Annotated in this window: 22 protein-coding genes and 1 other annotated feature; of the genes, 13 read left to right on the forward strand and 9 right to left on the reverse strand. The window is 53.7% G+C overall.

Annotated features, from left to right (window positions below; translation table 11 throughout):
* Positions 1-4: 4 nt before the first annotated feature.
* On the reverse strand, positions 5-1,600 hold the full coding sequence (gene trpD, locus FOC35_RS19010; protein ID WP_016536703.1) for a bifunctional anthranilate synthase glutamate amidotransferase component TrpG/anthranilate phosphoribosyltransferase TrpD: 1,596 nt from the start codon (positions 1,598-1,600) through the stop codon (positions 5-7).
* Complete coding sequence (locus tag FOC35_RS19015; RefSeq protein WP_172569823.1) at positions 1,600-3,162, reverse strand: anthranilate synthase component 1; 1,563 nt, start codon at positions 3,160-3,162, stop codon at positions 1,600-1,602. The genes trpD and FOC35_RS19015 overlap by 1 nt, the downstream gene beginning before the upstream one ends.
* Positions 3,163-3,183: 21 nt before the next feature.
* Positions 3,184-3,281, reverse strand: a sequence feature (Trp leader region).
* Positions 3,282-3,422: 141 nt separating this feature from the next.
* Here FOC35_RS19015 and FOC35_RS19020 point away from each other — a divergent pair.
* The 4 genes from FOC35_RS19020 to rluB all read left to right on the forward strand — a co-directional run bounded on the left by FOC35_RS19020 (position 3,423) and on the right by rluB (position 6,850).
* Positions 3,423-4,319 (forward strand): PHP domain-containing protein, encoded by an 897-nt coding sequence (locus tag FOC35_RS19020; protein ID WP_172570404.1) that lies wholly within the window; start codon positions 3,423-3,425, stop codon positions 4,317-4,319.
* On the forward strand, positions 4,316-4,936 hold the full coding sequence (locus FOC35_RS19025; RefSeq protein ID WP_016536700.1) for an L-threonylcarbamoyladenylate synthase: 621 nt from the start codon (positions 4,316-4,318) through the stop codon (positions 4,934-4,936). The genes FOC35_RS19020 and FOC35_RS19025 overlap by 4 nt, the downstream gene beginning before the upstream one ends.
* 10 nt (positions 4,937-4,946) lie before the next feature.
* Entirely contained in the window at positions 4,947-5,765 is an 819-nt protein-coding gene (locus FOC35_RS19030) for a MerR family transcriptional regulator (RefSeq protein WP_172569824.1), read from the forward strand.
* Positions 5,766-5,962: 197 nt separating this feature from the next.
* Complete coding sequence (gene rluB / locus FOC35_RS19035) at positions 5,963-6,850, forward strand: 23S rRNA pseudouridine(2605) synthase RluB (protein ID WP_016536698.1); 888 nt, start codon at positions 5,963-5,965, stop codon at positions 6,848-6,850.
* Between the two features lie 30 nt (positions 6,851-6,880).
* Here the strand turns inward: rluB and cobO are convergent, their stop codons facing one another.
* The 4 genes from cobO to FOC35_RS19055 all read right to left on the reverse strand — a co-directional run bounded on the left by cobO (position 6,881) and on the right by FOC35_RS19055 (position 9,083).
* Positions 6,881-7,471 carry a cob(I)yrinic acid a,c-diamide adenosyltransferase gene (gene cobO / locus FOC35_RS19040; RefSeq protein ID WP_172569825.1) on the reverse strand — a complete coding sequence of 197 codons (591 nt, stop codon included), beginning with the start codon at positions 7,469-7,471 and terminating at the stop codon, positions 6,881-6,883.
* Positions 7,468-8,229: a YciK family oxidoreductase gene (locus FOC35_RS19045; protein WP_172569826.1), complete on the reverse strand. Its 762-nt coding sequence runs from the start codon at positions 8,227-8,229 to the stop codon at positions 7,468-7,470. Before FOC35_RS19045 ends, cobO begins: the two co-directional genes overlap by 4 nt.
* Before the next feature lie 156 nt (positions 8,230-8,385).
* Entirely contained in the window at positions 8,386-8,760 is a 375-nt protein-coding gene (locus tag FOC35_RS19050; protein WP_256380161.1) for a tyrosine-type recombinase/integrase, read from the reverse strand.
* 2 nt (positions 8,761-8,762) lie between these two features.
* The gene (locus FOC35_RS19055) at positions 8,763-9,083 is read right to left on the reverse strand and encodes a hypothetical protein (protein ID WP_172569828.1); all 321 of its coding nucleotides are present in this window, start codon (positions 9,081-9,083) and stop codon (positions 8,763-8,765) included.
* Between the two features lie 621 nt (positions 9,084-9,704).
* Between FOC35_RS19055 and FOC35_RS19060 the strand changes: the two genes are divergently transcribed.
* Complete coding sequence (locus tag FOC35_RS19060) at positions 9,705-10,076, forward strand: tail fiber assembly protein (RefSeq protein WP_256380175.1); 372 nt, start codon at positions 9,705-9,707, stop codon at positions 10,074-10,076.
* 562 nt (positions 10,077-10,638) lie between these two features.
* Here the strand turns inward: FOC35_RS19060 and FOC35_RS22955 are convergent.
* On the reverse strand, positions 10,639-10,863 hold the full coding sequence (locus FOC35_RS22955) for a YoaK family small membrane protein (protein WP_371810708.1): 225 nt from the start codon (positions 10,861-10,863) through the stop codon (positions 10,639-10,641).
* 723 nt (positions 10,864-11,586) lie between these two features.
* Here FOC35_RS22955 and sohB point away from each other — a divergent pair.
* On the forward strand, positions 11,587-12,636 hold the full coding sequence (gene sohB / locus FOC35_RS19070) for a protease SohB (protein WP_172569829.1): 1,050 nt from the start codon (positions 11,587-11,589) through the stop codon (positions 12,634-12,636).
* Between the two features lie 37 nt (positions 12,637-12,673).
* Here the strand turns inward: sohB and FOC35_RS19075 are convergent, their stop codons facing one another.
* Positions 12,674-12,925, reverse strand: a complete 252-nt coding sequence (locus FOC35_RS19075; protein WP_016536694.1) for a YciN family protein — start codon at positions 12,923-12,925, stop codon at positions 12,674-12,676.
* A 398-nt stretch (positions 12,926-13,323) separates the two neighbouring features.
* On the opposite strand from FOC35_RS19075, the gene topA reads away from it, so the two are divergent.
* The 6 genes from topA (at position 13,324) to acnA (ending at position 20,851) form a co-directional block, all read left to right on the forward strand.
* Positions 13,324-15,921: a type I DNA topoisomerase gene (gene topA / locus FOC35_RS19080; RefSeq protein WP_172569830.1), complete on the forward strand. Its 2,598-nt coding sequence runs from the start codon at positions 13,324-13,326 to the stop codon at positions 15,919-15,921.
* A gap of 203 nt (positions 15,922-16,124) precedes the next feature.
* Positions 16,125-17,099 carry an HTH-type transcriptional regulator CysB gene (gene cysB / locus FOC35_RS19085; protein ID WP_172569831.1) on the forward strand — a complete coding sequence of 325 codons (975 nt, stop codon included), beginning with the start codon at positions 16,125-16,127 and terminating at the stop codon, positions 17,097-17,099.
* Positions 17,100-17,443: 344 nt separating this feature from the next.
* Positions 17,444-17,572, forward strand: a complete 129-nt coding sequence (locus FOC35_RS19090; RefSeq protein ID WP_016536690.1) for a YmiA family putative membrane protein — start codon at positions 17,444-17,446, stop codon at positions 17,570-17,572.
* A 2-nt stretch (positions 17,573-17,574) separates the two neighbouring features.
* Positions 17,575-17,745: a hypothetical protein gene (locus FOC35_RS19095; RefSeq protein WP_172569832.1), complete on the forward strand. Its 171-nt coding sequence runs from the start codon at positions 17,575-17,577 to the stop codon at positions 17,743-17,745.
* A 157-nt stretch (positions 17,746-17,902) separates the two neighbouring features.
* Complete coding sequence (ymiC, locus tag FOC35_RS22910; protein ID WP_305792502.1) at positions 17,903-18,001, forward strand: small membrane protein YmiC; 99 nt, start codon at positions 17,903-17,905, stop codon at positions 17,999-18,001.
* 174 nt (positions 18,002-18,175) lie between these two features.
* Entirely contained in the window at positions 18,176-20,851 is a 2,676-nt protein-coding gene (gene acnA, locus FOC35_RS19100; RefSeq protein ID WP_172569833.1) for an aconitate hydratase AcnA, read from the forward strand.
* 43 nt (positions 20,852-20,894) lie between these two features.
* On the opposite strand, the gene ribA is transcribed toward acnA, so the two are convergent.
* Positions 20,895-21,485 carry a GTP cyclohydrolase II gene (ribA, locus tag FOC35_RS19105; RefSeq protein ID WP_016536687.1) on the reverse strand — a complete coding sequence of 197 codons (591 nt, stop codon included), beginning with the start codon at positions 21,483-21,485 and terminating at the stop codon, positions 20,895-20,897.
* A 210-nt stretch (positions 21,486-21,695) separates the two neighbouring features.
* On the opposite strand from ribA, the gene pgpB reads away from it, so the two are divergent.
* Entirely contained in the window at positions 21,696-22,454 is a 759-nt protein-coding gene (gene pgpB / locus FOC35_RS19110) for a phosphatidylglycerophosphatase B (RefSeq protein WP_172569834.1), read from the forward strand.
* Positions 22,455-22,596 lie beyond the last annotated feature (142 nt).

Consider the following 22,596-nt stretch of genomic DNA (forward strand, 5'->3'; position numbering starts at 1 on the left):
TGCCTTATCCTCTCCCTGCCAGTGCGGTAACGCGGTCGTATGCTGCGCCGCTGCGTAATACATCCAGCACTTTCTGCGCGTTGGCTTTCAAATCTTCGTGGCCGTGCAGCCGCATCAGCATGGCGACGTTGGCGGCCACTGCGGATTCGTGCGCTGTCTCACCTTTACCTTGTAACAGGCGGGTCAGAATGTCACGGTTTTCTTCGGGCGTGCCGCCCGCCAGCGCTTCCTGGTGGTAAGCAGGCAGGCCAAAGTCTGCGGCGGTCAGCTGGTAGCTTTTGATTTCGCCGTCGTGCAGCTCGGCAACCTGCGTTGGGGCATGGAGCGAAACTTCATCCATCCCGCCGCTGTGAACGACAGCCGCACGTTTATAGCCGAGTACACGCAGGGTTTCAGCGATAGGCAGCACCAGCTCTGCGCTGTAAACGCCTATCAGCGCCAGAGGCGGATGAGCCGGGTTAATCAGCGGCCCCAGCACGTTAAACAGGGTGCGGGTTTTCAACTGCTGGCGAACCGGCATCGCGTGGCGAAAGCCCGTGTGGTACTTAGGCGCAAACAGGAAGCAAACTCCCAGCTCGTCCAGCGCTTTTCTGGACGCATCGGCTGGCATTTCCAGGTTGATGCCAAATGCGGCCAGTAAATCGGATGATCCGGAGCGGCTCGACACGCTGCGGTTGCCGTGCTTAGCGACCTTCATTCCCACCGCGGCGGCCACAAAGGCGCTGGCGGTGGAGATGTTAATGCTGTTGCTGCCGTCGCCGCCGGTGCCGACGATATCGGCAAATTCGTAGTCCGGGCTTGGGAACGGTGCCGCATGCTCAAGCAAGGCGGAAGCCGCGCCGGCAATTTCGTTCGGGTGCTCACCGCGTACTTTCATACTGACCAGCGCCGCTGCCAGCTGTTCCGGCTTCAGCTCGCCGCGCACAATGCCGGAAAACAGCTGGTGGCTCTCTTCGCGGCTCAGGGTCTGGGCCTGGTACAGCTTGTCGAGGATAGGTTGCAGCGTATTTGCCTGTTTCAGCTTCTGCAAAGCCCAGTCCAGCGTCTGCTCCAGCAGGCGAGCGCCCTGGCTGGTCAGAATAGATTCAGGGTGGAACTGGAAGCCAACAACGCGGTCCGTTTCGTGGCGCACGGCCATGACCATGCCGTCGAAATGGGCGTTAATGGTTAGCCCGGCCGGAATATTGCTCCCGACCAGAGAGTGGTAGCGCGCAACCGGCAGCGGGTTAGGCAGCCCGGCAAACATCGCTTCGCCATCGTGAGAAATAGAAGACGCTTTACCGTGCAGAATTTCACCGGCCTGGCCAACGTAGCCGCCGTAAGCTTCAACAATCGCCTGGTGGCCGAGACAAATGCCGATAATCGGCAGTTTGCCGCGCATGCGGGTTAACAACTCCGGCATGCAGCCCGCCTCGCTTGGCGCGCCTGGGCCAGGGGAAAGCATCAGCACCGGGTTGTCCATCGTCGCCAGGCGTTCAATCAAGGTCTGGGCCGGAACGTGGTTGCGGTAAATAACTACGTTGTGGCCGTTAGCACGCAGCTGATCTGCCAGGTTGTAGGTAAAGGAGTCGATATTATCGAGCAGCAGAATGTCAGCCATCAGAAAATCTCCTGTGCGTGATGCGCGGTGGCAATGGCGCGCAAAACAGCGCGGGCTTTGTTGCGGGTTTCATCGGCCTCGGACAGCGGGTCTGAGTCCAGCACTACGCCAGCACCGGCCTGAACTGTTGCAATGCCGTCTTCTACATAGGCGGAGCGGATGACGATGCAGGTATCCAGGTCGCCGTGGGCGGTAAAGTAGCCGACCGCGCCGCCGTAGCTGCCGCGGCGGACGCCTTCGGCACCGGCAATCAGCTGCATAGCACGGACTTTTGGTGCGCCGCTCAGGGTGCCCATATTCATGCAGGCGCGGTAGGCATGCAGCACGTCGAGGTCATGGCGCAACTCGCCGACAACGCGTGAAACCAGATGCATAACAAAGGAGTAGCGGTCAACTTTGGTCAGATCCGCAACGTAGCGGCTGCCTGGAGTACAGATGCGGGCGAGGTCGTTACGCGCCAGGTCAACCAGCATCAGGTGCTCGGAAAGCTCTTTATGGTCGGTACGCATTTCCAGCTCGATACGGCTGTCCAGGTCGCGGTCAAGAGAACCGTCGGCGCGGCGACCGCGAGGGCGAGTCCCTGCAATTGGGTAAATTTCAATCTGGCGGTTGGTGGCATCGTATTTCAACGAGCTTTCCGGCGAAGCGCCAAACAGGGTGAAGTCGTTATCCTGCATAAAGAACATATACGGGCTCGGGTTGCTCTTTTTTAGGGTCTGGTACGCAGCCAGCGGCGACGGGCAGGGCAGTGAGAAGCGGCGGGACGGTACCACCTGGAAGATCTCACCGATTCGAATCGCTTTCTGCATCTGGCGAACCACCGCGCCGTACTCTTCGTCGCTCTGGTTAACGTCGCAGCTCATGTGCTCGACTTTCTGCACCGGCAGCGCGGTTGGCTGCTCGCTAATCTGCTGGCGCAGCTGTTCGGTACGCTTCAGCAGGCGCTGCTTTTCACTCTCCGACGGAGTGAACAGGCTGGCCTGAATGCGGGTCTGTTTTTTCTGGTGATCGATGGTCAATAAGGTTTCGGCCAGGTAAAAACAGTAATCCGGGCAGCGGTTGTCTTGCTTCAGCTGCGGCAGATCTTCAAAACCGGCGACCAGGTCATAGGCAAACAGGCCGCCAAAGAACATCGCATTGCGCTCATCGGCAGGGACGCTAACCAGCTCCTGCATCAGGCGGAAGGCGTCAAAGACCGAAAGCGAGCACAGGCGGGCATCTTCATCCAGCAGGGTGCTGACTGCCGGGAAGCGCAGCGTGCGGCCATCAGGGAAATGCTGGTTTTCAACGCCCGCAGGCAGGGCGGCGTCCAGCAGCGGCAGCAGTGAAGCGCCGTTGGCGGAGAGCGCCTGTAACGTGACAGTGTCACCCAGGGCGGTAATGCGCATCGCACTGTCGACCAGCAGCAGGCTTTTTAAATCGTTCTTGCTGTCGATGTCGGCGGACTCCAGCAGCAGAGTAGCCGGACGAGCGCCGCAAAGCTGATGGAACAGCGCGGTTAGGTTTTCACGGTAGGCGGCTTCGCTGCTCAGGAGTTCTAATGCTGGTTTTTGTGTTTGCATGTCAGTTCTCAAATTTTGTTCAAAAAAAAGCCCGCGTTATTAGCGGGCCTGGTATCTGCGCTGGTAACCAGCGTTCGCGTGAGGTCCGCCCGAAGTCAGGAAGTACGCCACCAGCTAAGCAGGGAATTCATCGCTTTCATTTCAGATACCTCGTCATGTGAACTTGCGTACTAGTAAACTGGTTCGGGCGTAAGTTGTCAATAGTGATTTTTTAAAATAGCCGAATATCGTTATCATGGGCCGCTAATTTCTATTTATCCATTCCCGGAGCTATTTTGAGCGAGCCCACCCTGGCCACGATCCACGATTTACACAGCCACACAACCGCCTCGGACGGCCTGCTGTCTCCTGAGGCCCTGGTTAAACGCGCGGTTGATATGCGCGTGAGCGTGCTGGCGATTACCGACCACGATACCGTGGCGGGGCTACCGGCCGCGCGGGCAGAGATCGAACGTCTTCAATTACCGCTACAGTTAATCAGCGGCGTTGAAATTTCTACCCTCTGGGAAAACCACGAGATCCATATCGTCGGCCTCGGCATTGACGAGCAACATCCCGAGCTCAGGCTATTCCTGGAGCAGCAAAGCGAGCGCCGCCATCAGCGTGCGGCGATGATTGCCGACAGGCTGGATAAAGCCCGTATCCCCGGCGCGCTGGAAGGGGCGATGCGTCACGCAGGCGGTGGAGCGATTACCCGCGGCCACTTCGCCCGTTTCCTGGTCGAGCAGGGCAAGGCCAGCAATATGGGCGACGTGTTTAAGAAGTACCTGGCAAAGGGGAAAACCGGATATGTTCCGCCCCAGTGGTGTACAATAGAACAAGCTATTGATGTGATTCACCATTCTGGCGGGCAGGCGGTACTGGCGCACCCGGGCCGTTACGGCCTGACCGCAAAATGGCTAAAACGACTGCTGGCGCACTTTGCTGAACATGGCGGCGATGCTATGGAAGTGGCGCAGTGCCAGCAGGCCCCCAATGAACGTACTCAGCTGGCGAGCTACGCGCAGCAGTTTAATCTGCTGGCGTCGCAGGGGTCGGATTTTCATCTGCCCTGCGCGTGGATAGAGTTGGGCCGCAAGCTGTGGCTGCCGGCCGGGGTTGAACCGGTCTGGCAGACCTGGGGGCAGGGCCAGAAAGATAAAGAGAGGGCAGTATGAGTCAGTTTTTCTATATTCACCCGGATAACCCGCAGCCGCGTCTGATTAATCAGGCGGTGGACATTATTCGTAAAGGCGGGGTGATTGTTTACCCTACGGATTCAGGCTATGCCCTGGGCTGTAAGCTTGAGGAGAAGGGCGCGATGGAGCGAATCTGCCGCATTCGCCAGCTGCCGGACGGGCATAACTTCACCCTGATGTGCCGCGATTTGTCCGAGCTGTCTACCTATGCGTTTGTCGATAATGTCGCGTTTCGCCTGATCAAGAACAATACGCCGGGTAATTACACCTTTATTTTGAAAGGGACCAAAGAGGTTCCGCGCCGCCTGCTCCAGGAAAAGCGTAAAACCATCGGCCTGCGCGTACCGTCGAACCCGATAGCGCTGGCGCTGCTCGAAACGCTGAATGAGCCGATGCTTTCGACCTCATTAATGCTGCCGGGCAGCGAATTTACCGAGTCCGATCCCGAAGAGATCAAAGATCGTCTTGAGAAAGTGGTGGATCTGGTTATCCACGGCGGCTATCTGGGGCAGCAGCCCACCACGGTTATCGACCTGACGGAAGACGCGCCGGTAGTGATGCGTGAGGGCGTCGGAGACGTTAAACCTTTCCTCTAAGGAAATCGCAATGGCCCGATTTAACATTGATGTTCTTGCTTCTCAATGCGGCGTGACGCCCACAAATATTCGTAGCTGGCAGCGTCACGGCCTGATTAAACCGCAGATGGATGAGAACGGGCACCGTTTTTTTGATATGACTCACTGCACGCGCGTTGCCGAGATTGTCGGCTGGCTGGAAAAAGGCGTGGCCCTGCCTGATATGCTGGCATTGCTGAACGGCGGCGAAACCGCTTTCCCCTCCGGGTGGCTGGAGGTTCAGGATGCGCTGCTGGAACAGTGCGAGGCGATGCAGCCCACGAAGCTGCGGGCGCTGATTTGGCGCTACGGGCGTGAAGTGCCGCCCGGCATCTTTATTGATGAAGTTATTCGCCCGCTAAGGCTGTGGCTCAACGCCGATGCACGTTTTGATATGGCGATGAACCGCGCGCTGCTGGATACGGCGCTAATTGAGTACGCCACTTTTGTACTGGCCAGCGGGCGTAAACGCCCCGGCGGCAGCATGTTTATCCTGGCGCTGTCCCTGAAAGACCCGGTAGAACTCTGGCTGGAAGGTATTCGTTTTGCCAGCGATGGTTTTCGCGTCGAGGTATTAGACCGCGAAATCCCAATGCCGGACCTCAGCCGTATCAACGCCGAGCATATTATGGTTTGGGCCGATGAGGCACTAAATCCGGAGCAACAGGCGCTGTATTTACGCTGGCTGAGCCAGGGGCGACCGGTTTTCCTCGGCGGAAGCGAGGCGGCCAACCCGCCAAAAAATTTGGAAAGCAATAGCGGGCATTCGCCCCCGGCCCTGGCCTCGTTATTAGATAGCCTCAGTAATTAGCCAGAGTTGCTTCCGGGGAGCGGGTTTTAACTCCATTTAAGCTAAAATTCGTGTAGTATGTGCGGCCACGAAACTGCCCGTTGCGTTTGTTAACCGCCGGGCAGCGGTCCAAATCCGTATTTATACTTCATCAGGCCCTTGCCTTTTGATTTCAAAGTATCTGAGACGCCTGTGAAGGCGACACCCGAGGAAGCTCAATGAGCGAAAAGTTACAAAAAGTGCTGGCTCGCGCCGGCCATGGTTCCCGTCGTGAGATTGAAACCATTATCTCTGCTGGTCGAGTGAGCGTTGATGGCAAAATCGCCACGCTCGGCGATCGTGTTGAAATTACCCAGTCGCTGAAAATTCGTATCGACGGTCATTTGATCTCGATTCGCGAATCTGCGGAGCAAATCTGCCGCGTGCTGGCCTACTACAAGCCGGAAGGCGAGCTGTGTACCCGCAGCGATCCTGAAGGGCGTCCAACCGTGTTTGACCGCCTGCCAAAACTGCGCGGTGCGCGCTGGATTGCCGTTGGGCGTCTGGACGTTAACACCTGCGGCCTGCTGTTGTTCACTACCGACGGCGAGCTGGCTAACCGCCTGATGCACCCGAGCCGTGAAGTAGAGCGTGAATACTCGGTTCGCGTGTTTGGCCAGGTCGATGAAGACAAGGTTAAGCAGCTGTCCCGCGGCGTGCAGCTGGAAGATGGCCCGGCGGCGTTCAAAACCATCAAGTTCACCGGTGGGGAAGGGATTAACCAGTGGTACAACGTGACCCTGACCGAAGGCCGTAACCGCGAGGTTCGTCGCCTGTGGGAAGCGGTTGGCGTTCAGGTTAGCCGCCTGATCCGCGTTCGCTACGGCGACATCAAGCTGCCTAAGGGCCTGCCGCGCGGCGGTTATACCGAGCTTGACCTGGCCCAGACTAACTATCTGCGTACCCTGGTAGAGCTGCCGGAAGAAACCAGCAGCAAAGTGGCGGTTGAAAAAGACCGTCGCCGTATGAAGGCGAACCAGATTCGCCGCGCCGTTAAGCGTCACACTCAGGTGACCGGCGGCAACCGTCGCTCCGGCGGCGGCCGCAATAGCGGTAACGGCAACTAAATCTAAGCCCCTCGCCTGAGGGGTTTTTTATTAGTAATCAATCCCAATCTGCGCCTTAACCCCGGCATCAAAAGCATGTTTCACCGGGCGTAACTCGCTCACGGTGTCGGCTATTTCCAGAATCTCCCGGTGGCAGCCGCGGCCGGTAATAATCACCGTCTGGTTCTCAGGGCGGTGTGCCAGCGCGTTGAGCACTTCTTCCAGCGGCAGATAATCGTAGGCCACCATGTAAGTCAGCTCATCGAGAATAACTAAGTCCAGCGCGGCGTCCGCCAGCATTCTTTTACCGTGTTGCCAAACCTCAAGGCAGGCGGCGGTGTCGGTCTCCCGGTTTTGCGTGTCCCAGGTAAAACCCGTGGCCATCACCTGAAATTCAACGCCGTGCGGCTCCAGTAAATTGCGCTCGCCGTTCGGCCACTGGCCTTTGATAAATTGGATCACGCCGACTGTTTTACCGTGGCCAACGGCGCGCGTAGCGGTCCCGAATGCGGCGGTAGTTTTCCCTTTGCCATTGCCGGTAAAGACAATCAAGATGCCTCGTTCGTCCTGAGCGCTGGCTACGCGGGCATCCACTTTCTCTTTTTGACGCTGCTGGCGCTGCTGGTAGCGGTCATCACTCATTCTGAGATCCCCGGTTTGCGGTTGGGCTGGGCGTCAAAGCTCATGCCGGTTTTGCGACGGCTGTCGTCGCCCATCAGCCACAGATACAGCGGCATCAGATCTCGCGGTGTTTTAAGTTTTGCCGGATCTTCCGTCGGGAAGGCGCTGGCACGCATCGCGGTACGCGTCCCGCCTGGGTTGATGCAGTTTACCCGCAGGTTGTGCTGCTTATATTCTTCCGCGAGGACCTGCATCATGCCTTCGGTGGCAAATTTTGAGACGGCATACGCGCCCCAGCCCGCACGGCCCTGGCGACCCACGCTTGAGCTGGTAAATACCAGAGAGCCTGATTCTGATTTGAGTAATAAAGGAAGCAGCGCCTGGGTCAGGAAAAAGGTGGCGTTCACGTTCACCTGCATAACGTCCTGCCAGGTTTGCGGGTCCTGCTTGTCCATCGGCGTGACGTCACCCAGGATGCCCGCATTGTGCAACACGCCGTCGAGGCGAGGCACAATACCGGAAAGTTTAGTTGCCAGAGCGTGGCACTCCTCCGGCGTGGTGGTTGCCAGGTCAAGAGTAAACCAGTGTGCCGGATGCAGACCGTGGGCATGAATTTCGTCGGCCACGGCGCGCAGTCTTTGCTCGTTACGGCCTAAAAGGATCACCGAGGCGCCAAAGCGCGCATAAGTGAGGGCGGCTTCACGGCCAATGCCGTCGCTGGCGCCGGTGACCAGAATAATGCGGTTTTGCAGTAAATTGTCTTGCGGCTGGTAGTGCATGGTTTAGCTCCTCGCGTGATGCTCAGCGCTCACGTCTTATTTCTCATTAAGTTACCCGGCTTTATGCCTGAAAGGTGGGTTTCAGATTTATACATTTTAAATCAGTCATTTAAAAGCCACTTTCCGATATCATTCGATATTCATCCGATATTACTTTCAAATAACTACCCAGTTCTGCTCTCTTTCATCATGATATTTTGCTGTCATTGCCGCTGATTTATGATCCAGCAGCCGTTGTGAAAACTCTTCACCTTTTTCGTCTTTGTACAGCCTGGCCGATAATGATCGGATTTCATGAAAAGGTGCTGGTGAGCCGTCCCATTCAAAATTTAGCGAGTTTCTGGCTGCGCAGAACATTTTCGACACCTGGCCATTATTTAGCATTTTCCCGGAGCGGTTTTTAATCAGATAGCCCTGATTTCCGTAACGCTCCCTGCATCGTTCCAGTACATCGCCAAGGCTTAACTCTGCTGCTGAAAGTTTTAGATCCAGAGGAAGCATTAGCTTTGCCCCCGTTTTGCTCTGTATCATCCTCAGTTTTTCCCATCAAAATCTTCCCACGCCATTTTTATCACGTCCCCACGCCTCTGGCTGGTTACCAGCGCCAGATCCATCACAAGATCTCCCCATGTTGTAAACTCAGGTATTACAGCCCTTATTGCCTGGTATTTTTCCAGATCTATCCTTTTGCGTTTCACTTCCTCTGTAACCGTTCGTGTAGCCTGAGCCGGGTTAACTGTAATATGCCCTTCCATAATCGCTTCGTTAAAAATATCGACAAAAAATGAACGGTACAGTTGAACTGATGCCTCGTTCCTCGCCAGCGTGTATTCATTATAAGAAGGTGGCCACATGCTTAGTGGTTACCCTTTTTAGAGTGGTGGGGGGAAATATTTCTTTATTATTGATACCCGCCCCCGTAATCGCGGAGGTTTTTTGTCCTAAGCTTGCGGCGCTTTTGTATCTCCGCGAAACGGTCAAGGCAGGTGTGGAAATCCAGATCTGGGAACCATCAAGCCGATCCACTAACCTGATGTTTGCCTCAATAGCCTGGTTACCGGAACCGGCCAGGTGCCTGATATGTCGTCCTTCTCTGTAACGTGCAATGTTAATGCTTTTGTTATGCGGCTTCCTGGCGGCATTGTTATTCAGGGCGGAAAGGAATCTACAGATGCGAATGGATTTGCAACCGTGAATCTTGGCCCAGCGATGAGTTTCTATAGCGTTCTGACGGAGGAATGAGCGGTATCAAACTGGTTTTCTTCCGGGGATGTGTACTCAGGCTTAGTGATTTATGGTGCTCAATCGCTGGGAACCACCTCTTTCGGGTTCCGCTCGAACTGGTGACAGGAAGCATATAAAACGTTCAAGGGTAGCGCAGCAACAGCGCACTGGATTGCAGTGGTGAGAGTGTAAATGACTAATTACTATTACAGTGCAAAAATAACGTATTCATTGCTGCGGGAAGCGTATTTCTGGAAACAGACGCATTCGCTGATGTCCTCTCTGTTGCGGATGAGATTTTTGCAGAGTTTTTTGTCGGAGAAAGAGAAGGAAAAAGGCCTGTGGCAAATACTGATGGTCTCCCTGTTTGGGAGGATATTCCACCACTCACGCCGGAGGAACTTCACGCTATCGCCGTACAGGAAGCAGAAAACCGCAAAGCCCAGTTGTTGGCTGAAGCTATGGAAATTACACGCGAATGGCAGACCGATTTGCTGTTGGGAATTATCAGCGATGAAGATAAATCCAGGCTGATTGCATGGCGGAGTTATGTGAAAAAACTAAATGAGGTAGACGCAACCAGCGTTCCGGATATTAGTTGGCCTTACAAACCGGCGGTATAGTAGCTAAAAAGCAATGGCTGCCTTAAAGGCAGCCATTGCTTTGGGTTTGTGGTTACTTTAAGAAGAACGGCGGAGAAAACGGAAAATGTAAACAAGAGGACCAATCAGCATTAAAACAACAAAGATAAACGTCAACTCAAGGGGCCAGAGTAGAGCTATCAAGGCGTAACATGACATTTCCAGATTAGTAATACGCTCTTCCAGGAAAGACCGAACTATGCGAAGTGTGTAAAATATTGAAATAGAAAAGGCGAGGTATACAATTATCAAAAAAATACCCAATTGTTAATTTCCTTATATAACAAATGTTTTATGACTAATGAAAAACCATTATCTTCAATTTTTGGAGATAAACACTAACATAATACAAAAAAATTCTGCAAATGCTAAGTAGGATTGATGGTCGGATGTTCTAACTCTGTATCGATACTCATGCGGGGCAACAAAAATCTGCAGGTGATGCAGGTGTTGTTAAAAGGTGCAACTGGTGCATTGGCCATTACAAAAAAGACCGCATCTCTGCGGTCTCTCTCTGCTCGAACGTCTCGCGTGTTGAGCCGTATCACTGCCCCGGCATCGCATATCCACCAATGACAAACCATGCCAATAGAACAACAGCAGAAACGATGATGGCAACGGGGAACAGATATCCTATCTTCATGAACAGTGACTTCCTGTTGGTTGTTATGTCTATTAGCACCTTCATGGCGCTACTCGAACGTATCGTCAGTGTTTGCATTCTACCAGCATTAGCAGAGATGCATAGATGTACTCCATCTAAGCCCATCCCTGCTTTTTCCCCCTCACTACGGCCATAATCGCCTTTTCTGAACTCTCATATTCAGGCATAGACAGAACCCGCCATTTACCATCCCAGAACCCCAGAACCCCAGAACCCCAGAACCCCAGAACCCCAGAACCCCAGAACGCAGCAACGATCGCAGTAGTGCTTTTAATCGCAAAGGTACGCATATCTGCAGACGGAATTGGCAACTTTTCGCCAGGTCGGGGAAAGTAAATCCTCACGCTGGATACGATCATGTTGTCCATGCCGTCTACGGCCGTGGCATGCCGCTGGCTTCGAATTGATTGCAAGCACGCAGTCCATTCCAACTACTAAAAATTCTCCTATATATAGAAGAGAACCATAAATTGTTTTGAAGAGGTAATGTATGAGGATTCTATATTTACTGTAACTTGTTGATTTCTATATTGAGGATGAGTGTGTTTTGTACTGTTTTGTTGTGTGTTTTTTGAACTGATAATTTAAGTAACTAATTGATAATAGTAGGATTTATTTTTATTGCAGTATCTTTATGCCTGAAAGGTGGATGCATTTCAATCAGCCAGCGGGAGACAATGCCGGAGATTAACATTTTGCAAAAATTTCATCCCTTTCATGCCATTCAGGAAGCGCTCTCGCAGCCTTTATAGTTACTTACAGACGGGAGCGTATCTGCTCGGGTACACTTGAAGGTATTAACAATGCTTGGTGATAAAGGCGGTAGATGTGGATCTGATTGCTAATTATGGACTTTTTCTGGCCGAAGCGGTGACGGTTGTGGTCGCGATTGCCGCAATTGCCCTCATTTTGGTGAATGTTGCGCAACGTAAAAAGCAGACGCGCGGCGAATTACGGCTGACGAATCTAAGCGAGCAGTATCAGGATATTCAGCAGGAAATGCAGGTGGCGATGCTCGACCCGCACCAGCAGAAGCTGTGGCACAAAGGGGAAAAGAAAAAGCTCAAGCTGGAGGCAAAGCAGGCCAAAGCTCGCGCTAAACGCGGTGAAACCGTCAGTTCCGGTAAGCCAACGCTGTACGTCCTCGATTTTAAAGGCAGTATGGACGCCCACGAGGTGAGTTCTCTGCGTGAAGAGGTGACGGCGGTACTTTCGGTTGTGAAGCCAAAAGACGAGGTTCTGCTGCGCCTGGAAAGCCCCGGTGGCGTGGTGCATGGCTACGGCCTTGCGGCCTCTCAGCTCCAGCGTCTGCGTGAGAAGCAGGTGCCGTTGACGGTGGCGGTGGACAAGGTCGCGGCAAGCGGCGGCTATATGATGGCCTGCGTTGCGCAGCGCATCGTGGTGGCGCCTTTCTCTATTATTGGCTCGATTGGCGTTGTCGCCCAGGTGCCGAACTTCCACCGTCTGTTAAAGCGTAACAATATTGACGTAGAACTGCATACCGCAGGTCAGTACAAACGCACCCTTACCTTGTTCGGCGAGAATACCGAGCAGGGCCGCGAGAAGTTCAGGGAAGACCTGAACGAGACGCACCTTCTCTTCAAACAGTTTGTTAGCGATATGCGCCCGGCGCTGGATATTAACGCGGTGGCGACAGGCGAACACTGGTACGGCACGCAGGCGAAGGAAAAGGGGCTGGTTGATGAAATTGCAACCAGCGACGACCTGCTGCTGGATATGATGAAGGAGTTCGACGCCATAAACGTGCGCTACCTCCAGCGCAAGAAAGTGATGGATCGCTTTACCGGCAGCGCGGCTAAGAGCCTGGATCGGCTGCTGCTTCGCTGGTGGCAGCGCGGTGAAAAGCCGCTGCTTTAAAGCAAAAAAGCGAGGCCTGAGAGCCTCGCTTTTTTATTTAGTCTTGCAGATGATATTTCTCTGAAAGCACATGGGCCAGGTGTTTAAACATGTTAAACACCGCTGTGCTCTTCGGCGTCGGCAGGCCCTGCTCGTCGAGGAAGTATTCTCCCTTAAAGACCAGCACGCCATTTTTTTGCTCTACGCCGGTGGCTTCCATCCCGTGCAGGAAATCCTCATGTTCACGAATGATTTTATTCGCCTCAACGAGGAGGGATTCGCGGTTAATTGGCTGAGTTGTCTCTTGCATGATGTTCTCCTTAAAAAACTGGCGCTAGTTTACGTCCGCTCGGGCGTAAAGGGCAAATTTTCCCTGTAAACCTTATGGGGTTTGCAAAGTTAACCATGCTGGCGAGAAAGGCCATTGCATGCTAATAAAGTTGCGTAACATATTTTATCAGGTAGAGTGTGACGCTTTCGCAAATCTGGCAACAGAATTGCTTGACATTCGACCAAACTTCCGTCGTGCTATGCCACTTGCGCCAGAACTCGGGTTCTCAAAAACCACTGTGTCCGCCTCGGGTGATGCAGGTTATTGAAAAAAAGAGTTGATCTCCTTCGACGCTGCCTCAATATAAAAAGGCACGTCGCCAGTGGAAGGTAAACCCGCGACGTATTCCTGGAAGAATTAAATAGGTAAAGGTGAAAATGGGTAAAGCTCTCGTTATCGTTGAGTCCCCGGCAAAAGCCAAAACGATCAACAAATATCTCGGTAATGACTACGTGGTTAAGTCCAGCGTCGGTCACATCCGTGATTTGCCGACCAGTGGATCAACCACCAAAAAGAGCGCTGACTCTGCCGCCGCCAAAGGGACCAAAAAGGTCAAAAAGGATGAACGCGGAGCGCTCGTCAACCGTATGGGCGTTGATCCATGGCATAACTGGGATGCTCATTACGAAGTCCTGCCGGGCAAAGAGAAAGTGGTCAACGAGCTGAAAGCTCTGGCAGAAAAAGCAGACCACATCTATCTCGCAACCGACCTTGACCGCGAAGGGGAAGCCATTGCGTGGCACCTGCGGGAAGTTATCGGCGGCGACGACACGCGCTACAGCCGCGTGGTCTTTAACGAAATTACCAAGAATGCGATTCGCCAGGCGTTTGAAAAGCCGGGCGAACTGAATATTGACCGCGTTAACGCCCAGCAGGCGCGCCGCTTTATGGACCGCGTTGTGGGTTACATGGTTTCGCCTCTGCTGTGGAAGAAAATTGCGCGTGGCCTGTCCGCAGGGCGCGTTCAGTCCGTAGCGGTACGCCTGGTGGTTGAGCGTGAGCGCGAGATTAAAGCGTTTGTGCCGGAAGAGTATTGGGAAATCGATGCGAATCTGGCGACGCCGAAGGGCGATGCTCTGCCGATGCAGGTCAGTCACCATCTTGATAAGCCGTTCCGTCCGGTTAACCGCGAGCAAACTATGGCGGCGGTCAGCCTGCTGGAGAAAGCTCGTTATACCGTGCTGGATCGCGAAGATAAACCGACCAGCAGCAAGCCTGGCGCGCCGTTTATCACTTCCACGTTGCAGCAGGCCGCAAGTACGCGTCTGGGCTTCGGCGTGAAGAAAACCATGATGATGGCGCAGCGCCTCTATGAAGCGGGCCACATCACCTACATGCGTACTGACTCAACCAACCTGAGCCAGGATGCGGTGAGCATGGTGCGCGGTTTTATCGAAGAGAGCTTCGGTAAAAAATATCTGCCGGCGGATGCAAACCAGTACGCCAGCAAAGACAACTCGCAGGAAGCTCACGAAGCGATTCGTCCTTCGGATGTGAATGTCCAGGCCGAAGCGCTGAAAGATATGGAAGCAGACGCCCAGAAGCTGTATCAGCTGATCTGGCGCCAGTTTGTTGCCTGCCAGATGACGCCGGCGAAGTACGACTCCACCACGCTGACGGTAGAAGCGGGCGAGTATCGCCTGAAGGCTCGTGGCCGTACTCTGCGCTTTGACGGCTGGACGAAAGTGATGCCTGCGCTGCGTAAGGGCGATGAAGATCGCACCCTGCCGCCGGTGAATCCGGGTGAAACGCTTTCGCTGGTTGAGCTGCTGCCTGCTCAGCACTTTACCAAACCGCCTGCTCGCTTTAGCGAAGCTTCGCTGGTTAAAGAGCTGGAAAAACGCGGTATTGGCCGCCCGTCTACCTACGCTTCTATTATCTCCACCATTCAGGATCGTGGTTACGTGCGCACTGAAAACCGCCGTTTCTACGCCGAGAAGATGGGGGAGATTGTTACCGACCGTCTGGAAGAGAACTTCCGCGAGCTGATGAATTACGACTTCACCGCGCAAATGGAAGACAGCCTGGACCAGGTGGCAAACAATCAGGCCGAATGGAAAGCCGTGCTGGATAACTTCTTCAGCGACTTCAGCGGCCAGCTGGAAAAAGCCGAACAGGACCCGGAAGAAGGCGGGATGCGCCCGAACCAGATGGTGCTGACCAGCATTGACTGTCCGACCTGTAGCCGCCAGATGGGGATCCGTACCGCCAGTACCGGCGTGTTCCTCGGCTGTTCCGGTTACGCGTTGCCGCCGAAAGAGCGCTGCAAAACCACCATCAACCTGGTGCCTGAGAACGAAGTTCTCAACGTGCTGGAAGGTGACGATGCGGAAACTAACGCCCTGCGCGCCAAACGTCGCTGCCAGAAATGCGGCACGGCGATGGATAGCTACCTTATCGATCCTAAGCGCAAGCTGCACGTTTGCGGTAACAACCCGACCTGCGATGGCTACGAGATTGAAGAAGGGGAGTTCCGCATTAAGGGTTACGACGGCCCAATCGTTGAGTGTGAAAAATGTGGTTCTGAAATGCACCTGAAAATGGGGCGCTTCGGGAAATACATGGCCTGTACCAACGAAGAGTGTAAAAACACCCGTAAAATTCTGCGTAACGGCGAAGTTGCTCCGCCGAAAGAAGATCCGGTTCCGCTGCCTGAACTGCCGTGCGAGAAGTCTGATGCTTACTTTGTACTGCGTGACGGGGCTGCCGGTGTCTTCCTGGCTGCGAATACTTTCCCGAAATCGCGTGAGACGCGTGCGCCGCTGGTGGAAGAGCTCTACCGCTTCCGCGATCGCCTGCCGGAGAAACTGCGCTACCTGGCAGATGCCCCTCAGGAAGATCCTGAAGGCAATAAAGCCGTAGTGCGCTTTAGCCGTAAGACCAAGCAGCAGTACGTGGCTTCCGAAAAAGAGGGCAAAGCTACCGGCTGGTCCGCCTTCTTCGTGGAAGGTAAGTGGGTTGTTGGCAAGAAATAATCCCGCCTGAAGTGATGAAAACCGGAGCCTGGCTCCGGTTTTTTTATTGCGCCATATATAACTTGTTTATTATCTTTTTATCACATCTATACAAAGTAGCTATAACTGATATAGTGCGTAAAGCAATGTCAATTTTCGCTTTCACTGCGTCTCAATCCCCGCCATTTCCGTGCCGGGGCCTTTTTGACCCTGGACGGTAATTCATGAAATTACAGCAACTTCGTTATATCGTTGAAGTGGTAAACCACAATCTTAATGTCTCCTCCACCGCAGAGGGGCTTTATACCTCCCAGCCCGGCATCAGCAAGCAGGTGCGTATGCTGGAAGACGAACTTGGGATCCAGATTTTTGCCCGCAGCGGCAAGCATCTCACTCAGGTCACTCCGGCGGGGCAGGAAATTATCCGCATCGCGCGCGAAGTGCTTTCTAAGGTGGATGCGATTAAGTCCGTCGCCGGGGAACATACCTGGCCGGATAAAGGCTCTTTGTATGTGGCAACTACGCACACCCAGGCACGCTACGCGCTGCCGGGCGTTATCAAGGGCTTCATTGAGCGCTACCCGCGGGTTTCTCTCCATATGCATCAGGGCTCGCCTACGCAGATTGCTGAGGCCGTTTCTAAAGGCAATGCGGACTTTGCCATTGCCACCGAAGCGCTGCATCTTTACGACGACCTGGTGATGCTGCCATGCTACCACTGGAACCGCTCTATCGTGGTAACGCCGGATCATCCTCTGGCGTCCAAAGAGTCGGTAACGATTGAAGAGCTGGCCCAGTACCCGCTGGTGACTTATACCTTTGGCTTTACCGGCCGCTCAGAGCTGGACACGGCGTTTAACCGCGCCGGGCTCACGCCGCGCATTGTGTTCACCGCAACCGATGCCGACGTAATTAAAACCTACGTCCGCCTGGGGCTGGGAGTAGGGGTTATTGCCAGCATGGCCGTTGACCCTGTTTCAGACCCGGATTTGGTCCGCATTGAAGCGCAGGGCGTCTTTAGCCACAGCACCACAAAAATTGGCTTCCGCCGCAGCACCTTCCTGCGTAGTTATATGTATGATTTTATTCAGCGTTTTGCGCCGCATTTAACGCGTGACGTGGTAGATACCGCCGTGGCATTACGCTCCAATGAAGATATTGAAGCGATGTTTAAAGATATTAAATTACCTGCTAAATAATTCCCCCGGGTATCTTCGGCTAAACCGGAGATACCCTTCTAAATATTAAACAAGAATTAAACGCATTCTTCTTGCCGGTTCCCTTTCATTTAATAAGCCACATCCCGCCAATGGTTATTGTGTCGCAATAAAGAGACACAGCTAGTAAATAATTAGTAGTTGCGCAAATTTGGCACTTCAATTATTTATTTCAGGTCAAAAGATTAAATCTTTTCTCCTTCTGAGGGCGCAATTTCGCTGGCTTTTGCGCTAGAGTTTCTTTAGGATTAATCCCAACTGGCGATTAGTTATACCGATTGTTAAGAATTATTACGATAAGTGGTGTCGATTGTATGAGGCTAGCAATGTCATCAGGAAGTGAACAACCGCAAAGGGATCCGGCCCTGAAACGTAAAGCCTGGATTGCGGTCTTTTTGGTTTCAGCCCTGTTCTGGCTGGTTGTGGCATTAGTTGCCTGGAAATTTTGGGGGTAGCTATGTCCGCCAGAGCCAGACTCTCTGCACCAAAAACGGTAACCCGCAGCGACAGCAAGCCGCGCAAGGTTGACAGGAAAAGCGCAAACGCCGCGCCCGATGGCTGGGAGCTGACTAAACAGCAGCAGGCGTTTATAGATTTGTTTTCCGAAGACGACAGTAAAAAACAATAAGATTAATTTAACATTGCTTATTTTATCCGCGGCCTAAAAACACAATTTATTTACCGCGGCTAAACGAACTATTTACTGATAATTACACACAGCAATAACCCATCGAGATTGATTAATTAATCAGTCATATTGCATAGCGCAACATTGAGTAATGTTTATGAATAGCCGTTGTGGCACTAAATACTGGGCATGGCTGGGAGTGTTTTTGCTCTCTTCTTTGTTCTGGTTAGAGTTATTCCGCATTTTTACTAATTAATCTCTCAGCGCCCCGGCTAACACCCGGGGCGTTTTGTTTTCTCACCTCCGCTTGCATAACGTCCATTTATCAATTCGGGTTGTTATCAAATCGTTACGACAAGTTTGTGTTATCTTTAATAGTGACCCTGACGATAATCAGGGCACTCGCTATCCCTGTCATAAAGGAGGAGCTATGTCGTTAACCCTACGCGAAGCCAGCAAGGACACCCTACAGGCGCTAAATAAAACCTGGCACTACTACAGCCTGCCGCTAGCCGCGAAACAGCTTGGGGATATCAGCCGTTTACCTAAGTCGCTAAAAGTTCTGCTGGAAAACCTGCTGCGCTGGCAGGATGAAGACTCCGTTACCCGGGAAGATATCCACGCCCTTGCCGGATGGCTGAAAAACGCCCACGCCGACCGTGAAATTGCCTATCGACCCGCCCGCGTGCTGATGCAGGACTTTACCGGCGTACCTGCCGTTGTTGACCTCGCGGCAATGCGTGAAGCCGTGAAACGCCTCGGCGGTGACGTGGCTAAAGTGAACCCGCTCTCGCCGGTTGACCTGGTGATTGACCACTCGGTTACCGTTGACCATTTCGGCGACAAAGATGCATTCGAAGAAAACGTGCGTCTTGAAATGGAACGTAACCATGAGCGCTACGTCTTTTTACGCTGGGGCCAGCAGGCGTTCAGCCGCTTCAGCGTTGTACCGCCAGGAACCGGCATTTGCCACCAGGTAAACCTCGAATATCTCGGTAAAGCCGTATGGAGCGAACAGCTTGATGGAGAATGGGTTGCGTACCCGGACACCCTCGTCGGCACCGACTCCCACACCACGATGATTAACGGCCTCGGCGTTTTAGGCTGGGGCGTAGGCGGCATAGAGGCCGAAGCGGCGATGCTCGGCCAGCCGGTATCGATGCTTATTCCCGACGTCGTTGGCTTTAAGCTCGACGGCAAACTGCGGGAAGGGATAACCGCCACCGACCTGGTATTGACCGTAACCCAGATGCTGCGCAAGCACGGCGTGGTGGGTAAATTTGTTGAATTTTATGGCGATGGGCTGGATTCGCTCCCGCTCGCAGACCGAGCGACTATTGCCAATATGTCCCCTGAATATGGCGCTACCTGTGGTTTCTTCCCGATTGATGGCGTGACGCTCGACTATATGCGCCTTAGCGGCCGCAGCGAAGAACAGGTTGCGCTGGTTGAAGCTTATGCCAAAGCGCAGGGCATGTGGCGTAACGCGGGTGATGAGCCTGTATTTACCAGCACCCTGGCGCTGAATATGGACGATGTTGAGGCCAGCCTTGCCGGGCCAAAACGCCCGCAGGATCGCGTGCCGCTTGGCGGCGTGCCGAAAGCATTTGCCGCCAGCAACGAGCTGGAGGTTAACGCCTCGCATAAAGATCGTGCTCCGGTGAATTACACGCTTAACGGCAAAGAGTATCAACTGCCGGACGGTGCGGTAGTCATTGCCGCAATCACCTCCTGTACCAACACCTCCAACCCAAGCGTGCTGATGGCCGCGGGGCTTTTGGCCAAAAAGGCGGTAACGCTTGGGCTTAAACCTCAGCCGTGGGTCAAGGCTTCGCTGGCTCCTGGCTCGAAGGTCGTATCTGACTACCTGGCAAAAGCGAAACTGACGCCTTATCTCGATGAACTGGGCTTTAACCTTGTCGGCTACGGATGTACCACCTGTATCGGCAACTCCGGCCCGCTGCCCGATCCTATCGAGCTGGCGATTAAAAAGGGCGATCTTACCGTTGGCGCGGTGCTTTCCGGTAACCGCAACTTTGAGGGCCGCATCCATCCGCTGGTGAAAACCAACTGGCTGGCTTCTCCGCCGCTGGTGGTGGCTTACGCCCTGGCGGGCAATATGAACATCGACCTGACCAAAGAGCCGCTTGGGCATGACCGCAAAGGTGACCCGGTATATCTGAAAGATATCTGGCCGAGCAGCCAGGAGATAGCCACTGCGGTAGCTCAGGTCACGACGGATATGTTCCGCAAAGAGTATGCCGAAGTGTTTGAAGGTACTGAGGAGTGGCGGAGTATTGAAGTTGAACGCTCGGCGACCTACGGCTGGCAGGATGACTCAACCTACATTCGACTTTCGCCATTCTTTGACGATATGGGCGTGGAGCCTAAGCCGGTGGAGGATATTCACGGCGCCAAAGTGCTGGCGATGCTTGGCGATTCGGTCACCACCGACCACATCTCTCCTGCGGGCAGTATAAAACCGGACAGCCCGGCAGGGCGCTACCTGCAAGGGCACGGCGTTGAGCGTAAAGACTTCAACTCTTACGGTTCACGGCGCGGTAACCACGAAGTAATGATGCGTGGGACCTTCGCTAATATCCGCATTCGTAACGAAATGGTGCCGGGCGTGGAGGGCGGGATGACGCGCCTGCTGCCGGGGGAAGAAGTCCTCTCGATTTATGACGCAGCCATGCGCTATAAAGAGCAGGACACGCCGTTGGCGGTGATCGCCGGGAAAGAGTACGGCTCCGGTTCAAGTCGCGACTGGGCGGCAAAAGGCCCAAGGCTGCTGGGCATTCGGGTCGTTATTGCCGAATCCTTCGAGCGTATTCACCGCTCCAACCTTATCGGGATGGGGATATTACCGCTGGAATTCCCGCAGGGCGTAACGCGTAAAACGCTTGGCCTGACCGGCGAAGAGAAAATAGACATTAGCAATCTTAATCAATTAAAGCCTGGCGCCACGGTGCCGGTAACGTTGACCTTTGCCGACGGACGCCAGCAGGTAATTGACTGCCGCTGCCGTATCGATACCGGAAATGAATTAACCTATTTCCGCAACGACGGCATCCTGCACTATGTCATCAGAAATATGCTGAAGTAAGAAAGAAACTCCCCCCGAAAGGGGGGAGCCGTAAAGCAAGTTATTACTCGGACAGCAGGTGGCCCATTTTTGCGGCTTTGGTATCCAGATAATGCGCATTTTTCGGATTGCGGCCAACGATAAGCGGCACGCGCTCAACGATGTTTATCCCTGCTTCAGTCAGAATTTCGACTTTTTTCGGGTTGTTGGTCAGCAGACGCACGGCGTCTACGCCCAGCAGCTTGAACATATCGGCGCACAGCGTAAAGTCACGCTCGTCGGCGGCAAAGCCGAGCTGGTGGTTAGCTTCCACCGTGTCGTAGCCTTTATCCTGTAACGCGTAGGCGCGAATTTTATTCAACAGACCAATGTTACGGCCTTCCTGGCGATGATAAAGCAGAATGCCTCGACCCTGTTCAGCGATGTGGGTCAGAGCGGCTTCAAGCTGGAAGCCACAATCGCAGCGCAGGCTGAACAGCGCATCGCCGGTCAAACATTCGGAGTGAACGCGAGCCAGCACCGGCTCTTCTCCGCTAACATCACCAAAAACCAGGGCTACGTGGTCGTGCCCGGTCGCTATTTCTTCAAAACCCACCATCAGGAAATCGCCCCATGGGGTTGGCAGTTTGGCTTCTGCCACACGTTTAAGCTGCATGTGATTCTCCAGGTACTTATATCGACACCGCCTGCGGCGTCTGCCAGAGGTCTGGCTTGTACGTTAATGCCGGATATTTTGCCATAACGCACGCCACTTCGCTCCATTGGCAGGTTAAAAAGCCATTTTTGCCAATTACCTTGCTGCGTTTTCGCCATCTCCGGCATTTATCAGTTATTCTTTAACGGCTTTCATTATCACGAGGTTTTCATGCAGGCAATAGTAAAACGTATTACCGCAGGTGCAATTCTTCTGTTAATCATGCCGTTACTCGTCTGGCTGAGCGGCTGGCAGTGGGCGCCGGGTGGCAATGAGAGTGTATTAAAATTGCTTTATTGGGTGACAGAAACCGTGACCCAGCCCTGGGGTGCAATTACCCATATTGCCCTCTGTGGGTGGTTTCTGTGGTGCCTGCGTTTTCGCCTCAAGCCCGCCCTGATGTTATTTGCTATTCTTGCAGCTGCTATCCTTATAGGTCAGGGCATTAAGTCCGTTATCAAGAATAAAGTGCAGGAACCCCGGCCGTTCGTTGTTTGGCTCGAAAAAACTCACCATATCCCGACCGACGAGTTCTACAATTTAAAGCGTACCCAGCGTGCGGACCTGGTCAAAGAACAGCTTCATAATGAGCAGGCTATCCCCGGCTGGCTGCGTAACCACTGGCAGTTTGAAACGGGGTTTGCTTTCCCTTCCGGGCATACGATGTTTGCCGCCAGCTGGGCGCTGCTGGGCGTCGGCCTGTTGTGGCCTCGCAGGCGGACCATTACGCTGGTGGTTTTATTAGTCTGGGCGACGGCGGTTATGGGCAGCCGCCTGCTGCTGGGGATGCACTGGCCGCGTGATTTAGCCGTGGCGACGGTTATCTCCGCGCTGCTGGTAATTTTAGCTACCTGGCTTGCTCAACGCTGGTGCGGACCGCTTACGCCGCCGGCTCAGGAAGAGCAGGAAATAGTCGAACGCGGCGAATAAGCTTGATAATAGTGTTTTAACCCCCATTTCTTACGAATTGGAGGTGGTTAATGGATTCCACGGTTTGGCCTGAAATGGTAGTTTATACATCCGGGATTCATTTTTGGCATAGCTGAGTCACCTGTGACCACATAACGGGACG

The organism is Cedecea sp. FDAARGOS_727 (assembly GCF_012273235.1).
GTDB classification, from domain to species: Bacteria; Pseudomonadota; Gammaproteobacteria; order Enterobacterales; family Enterobacteriaceae; genus Cedecea; species Cedecea davisae.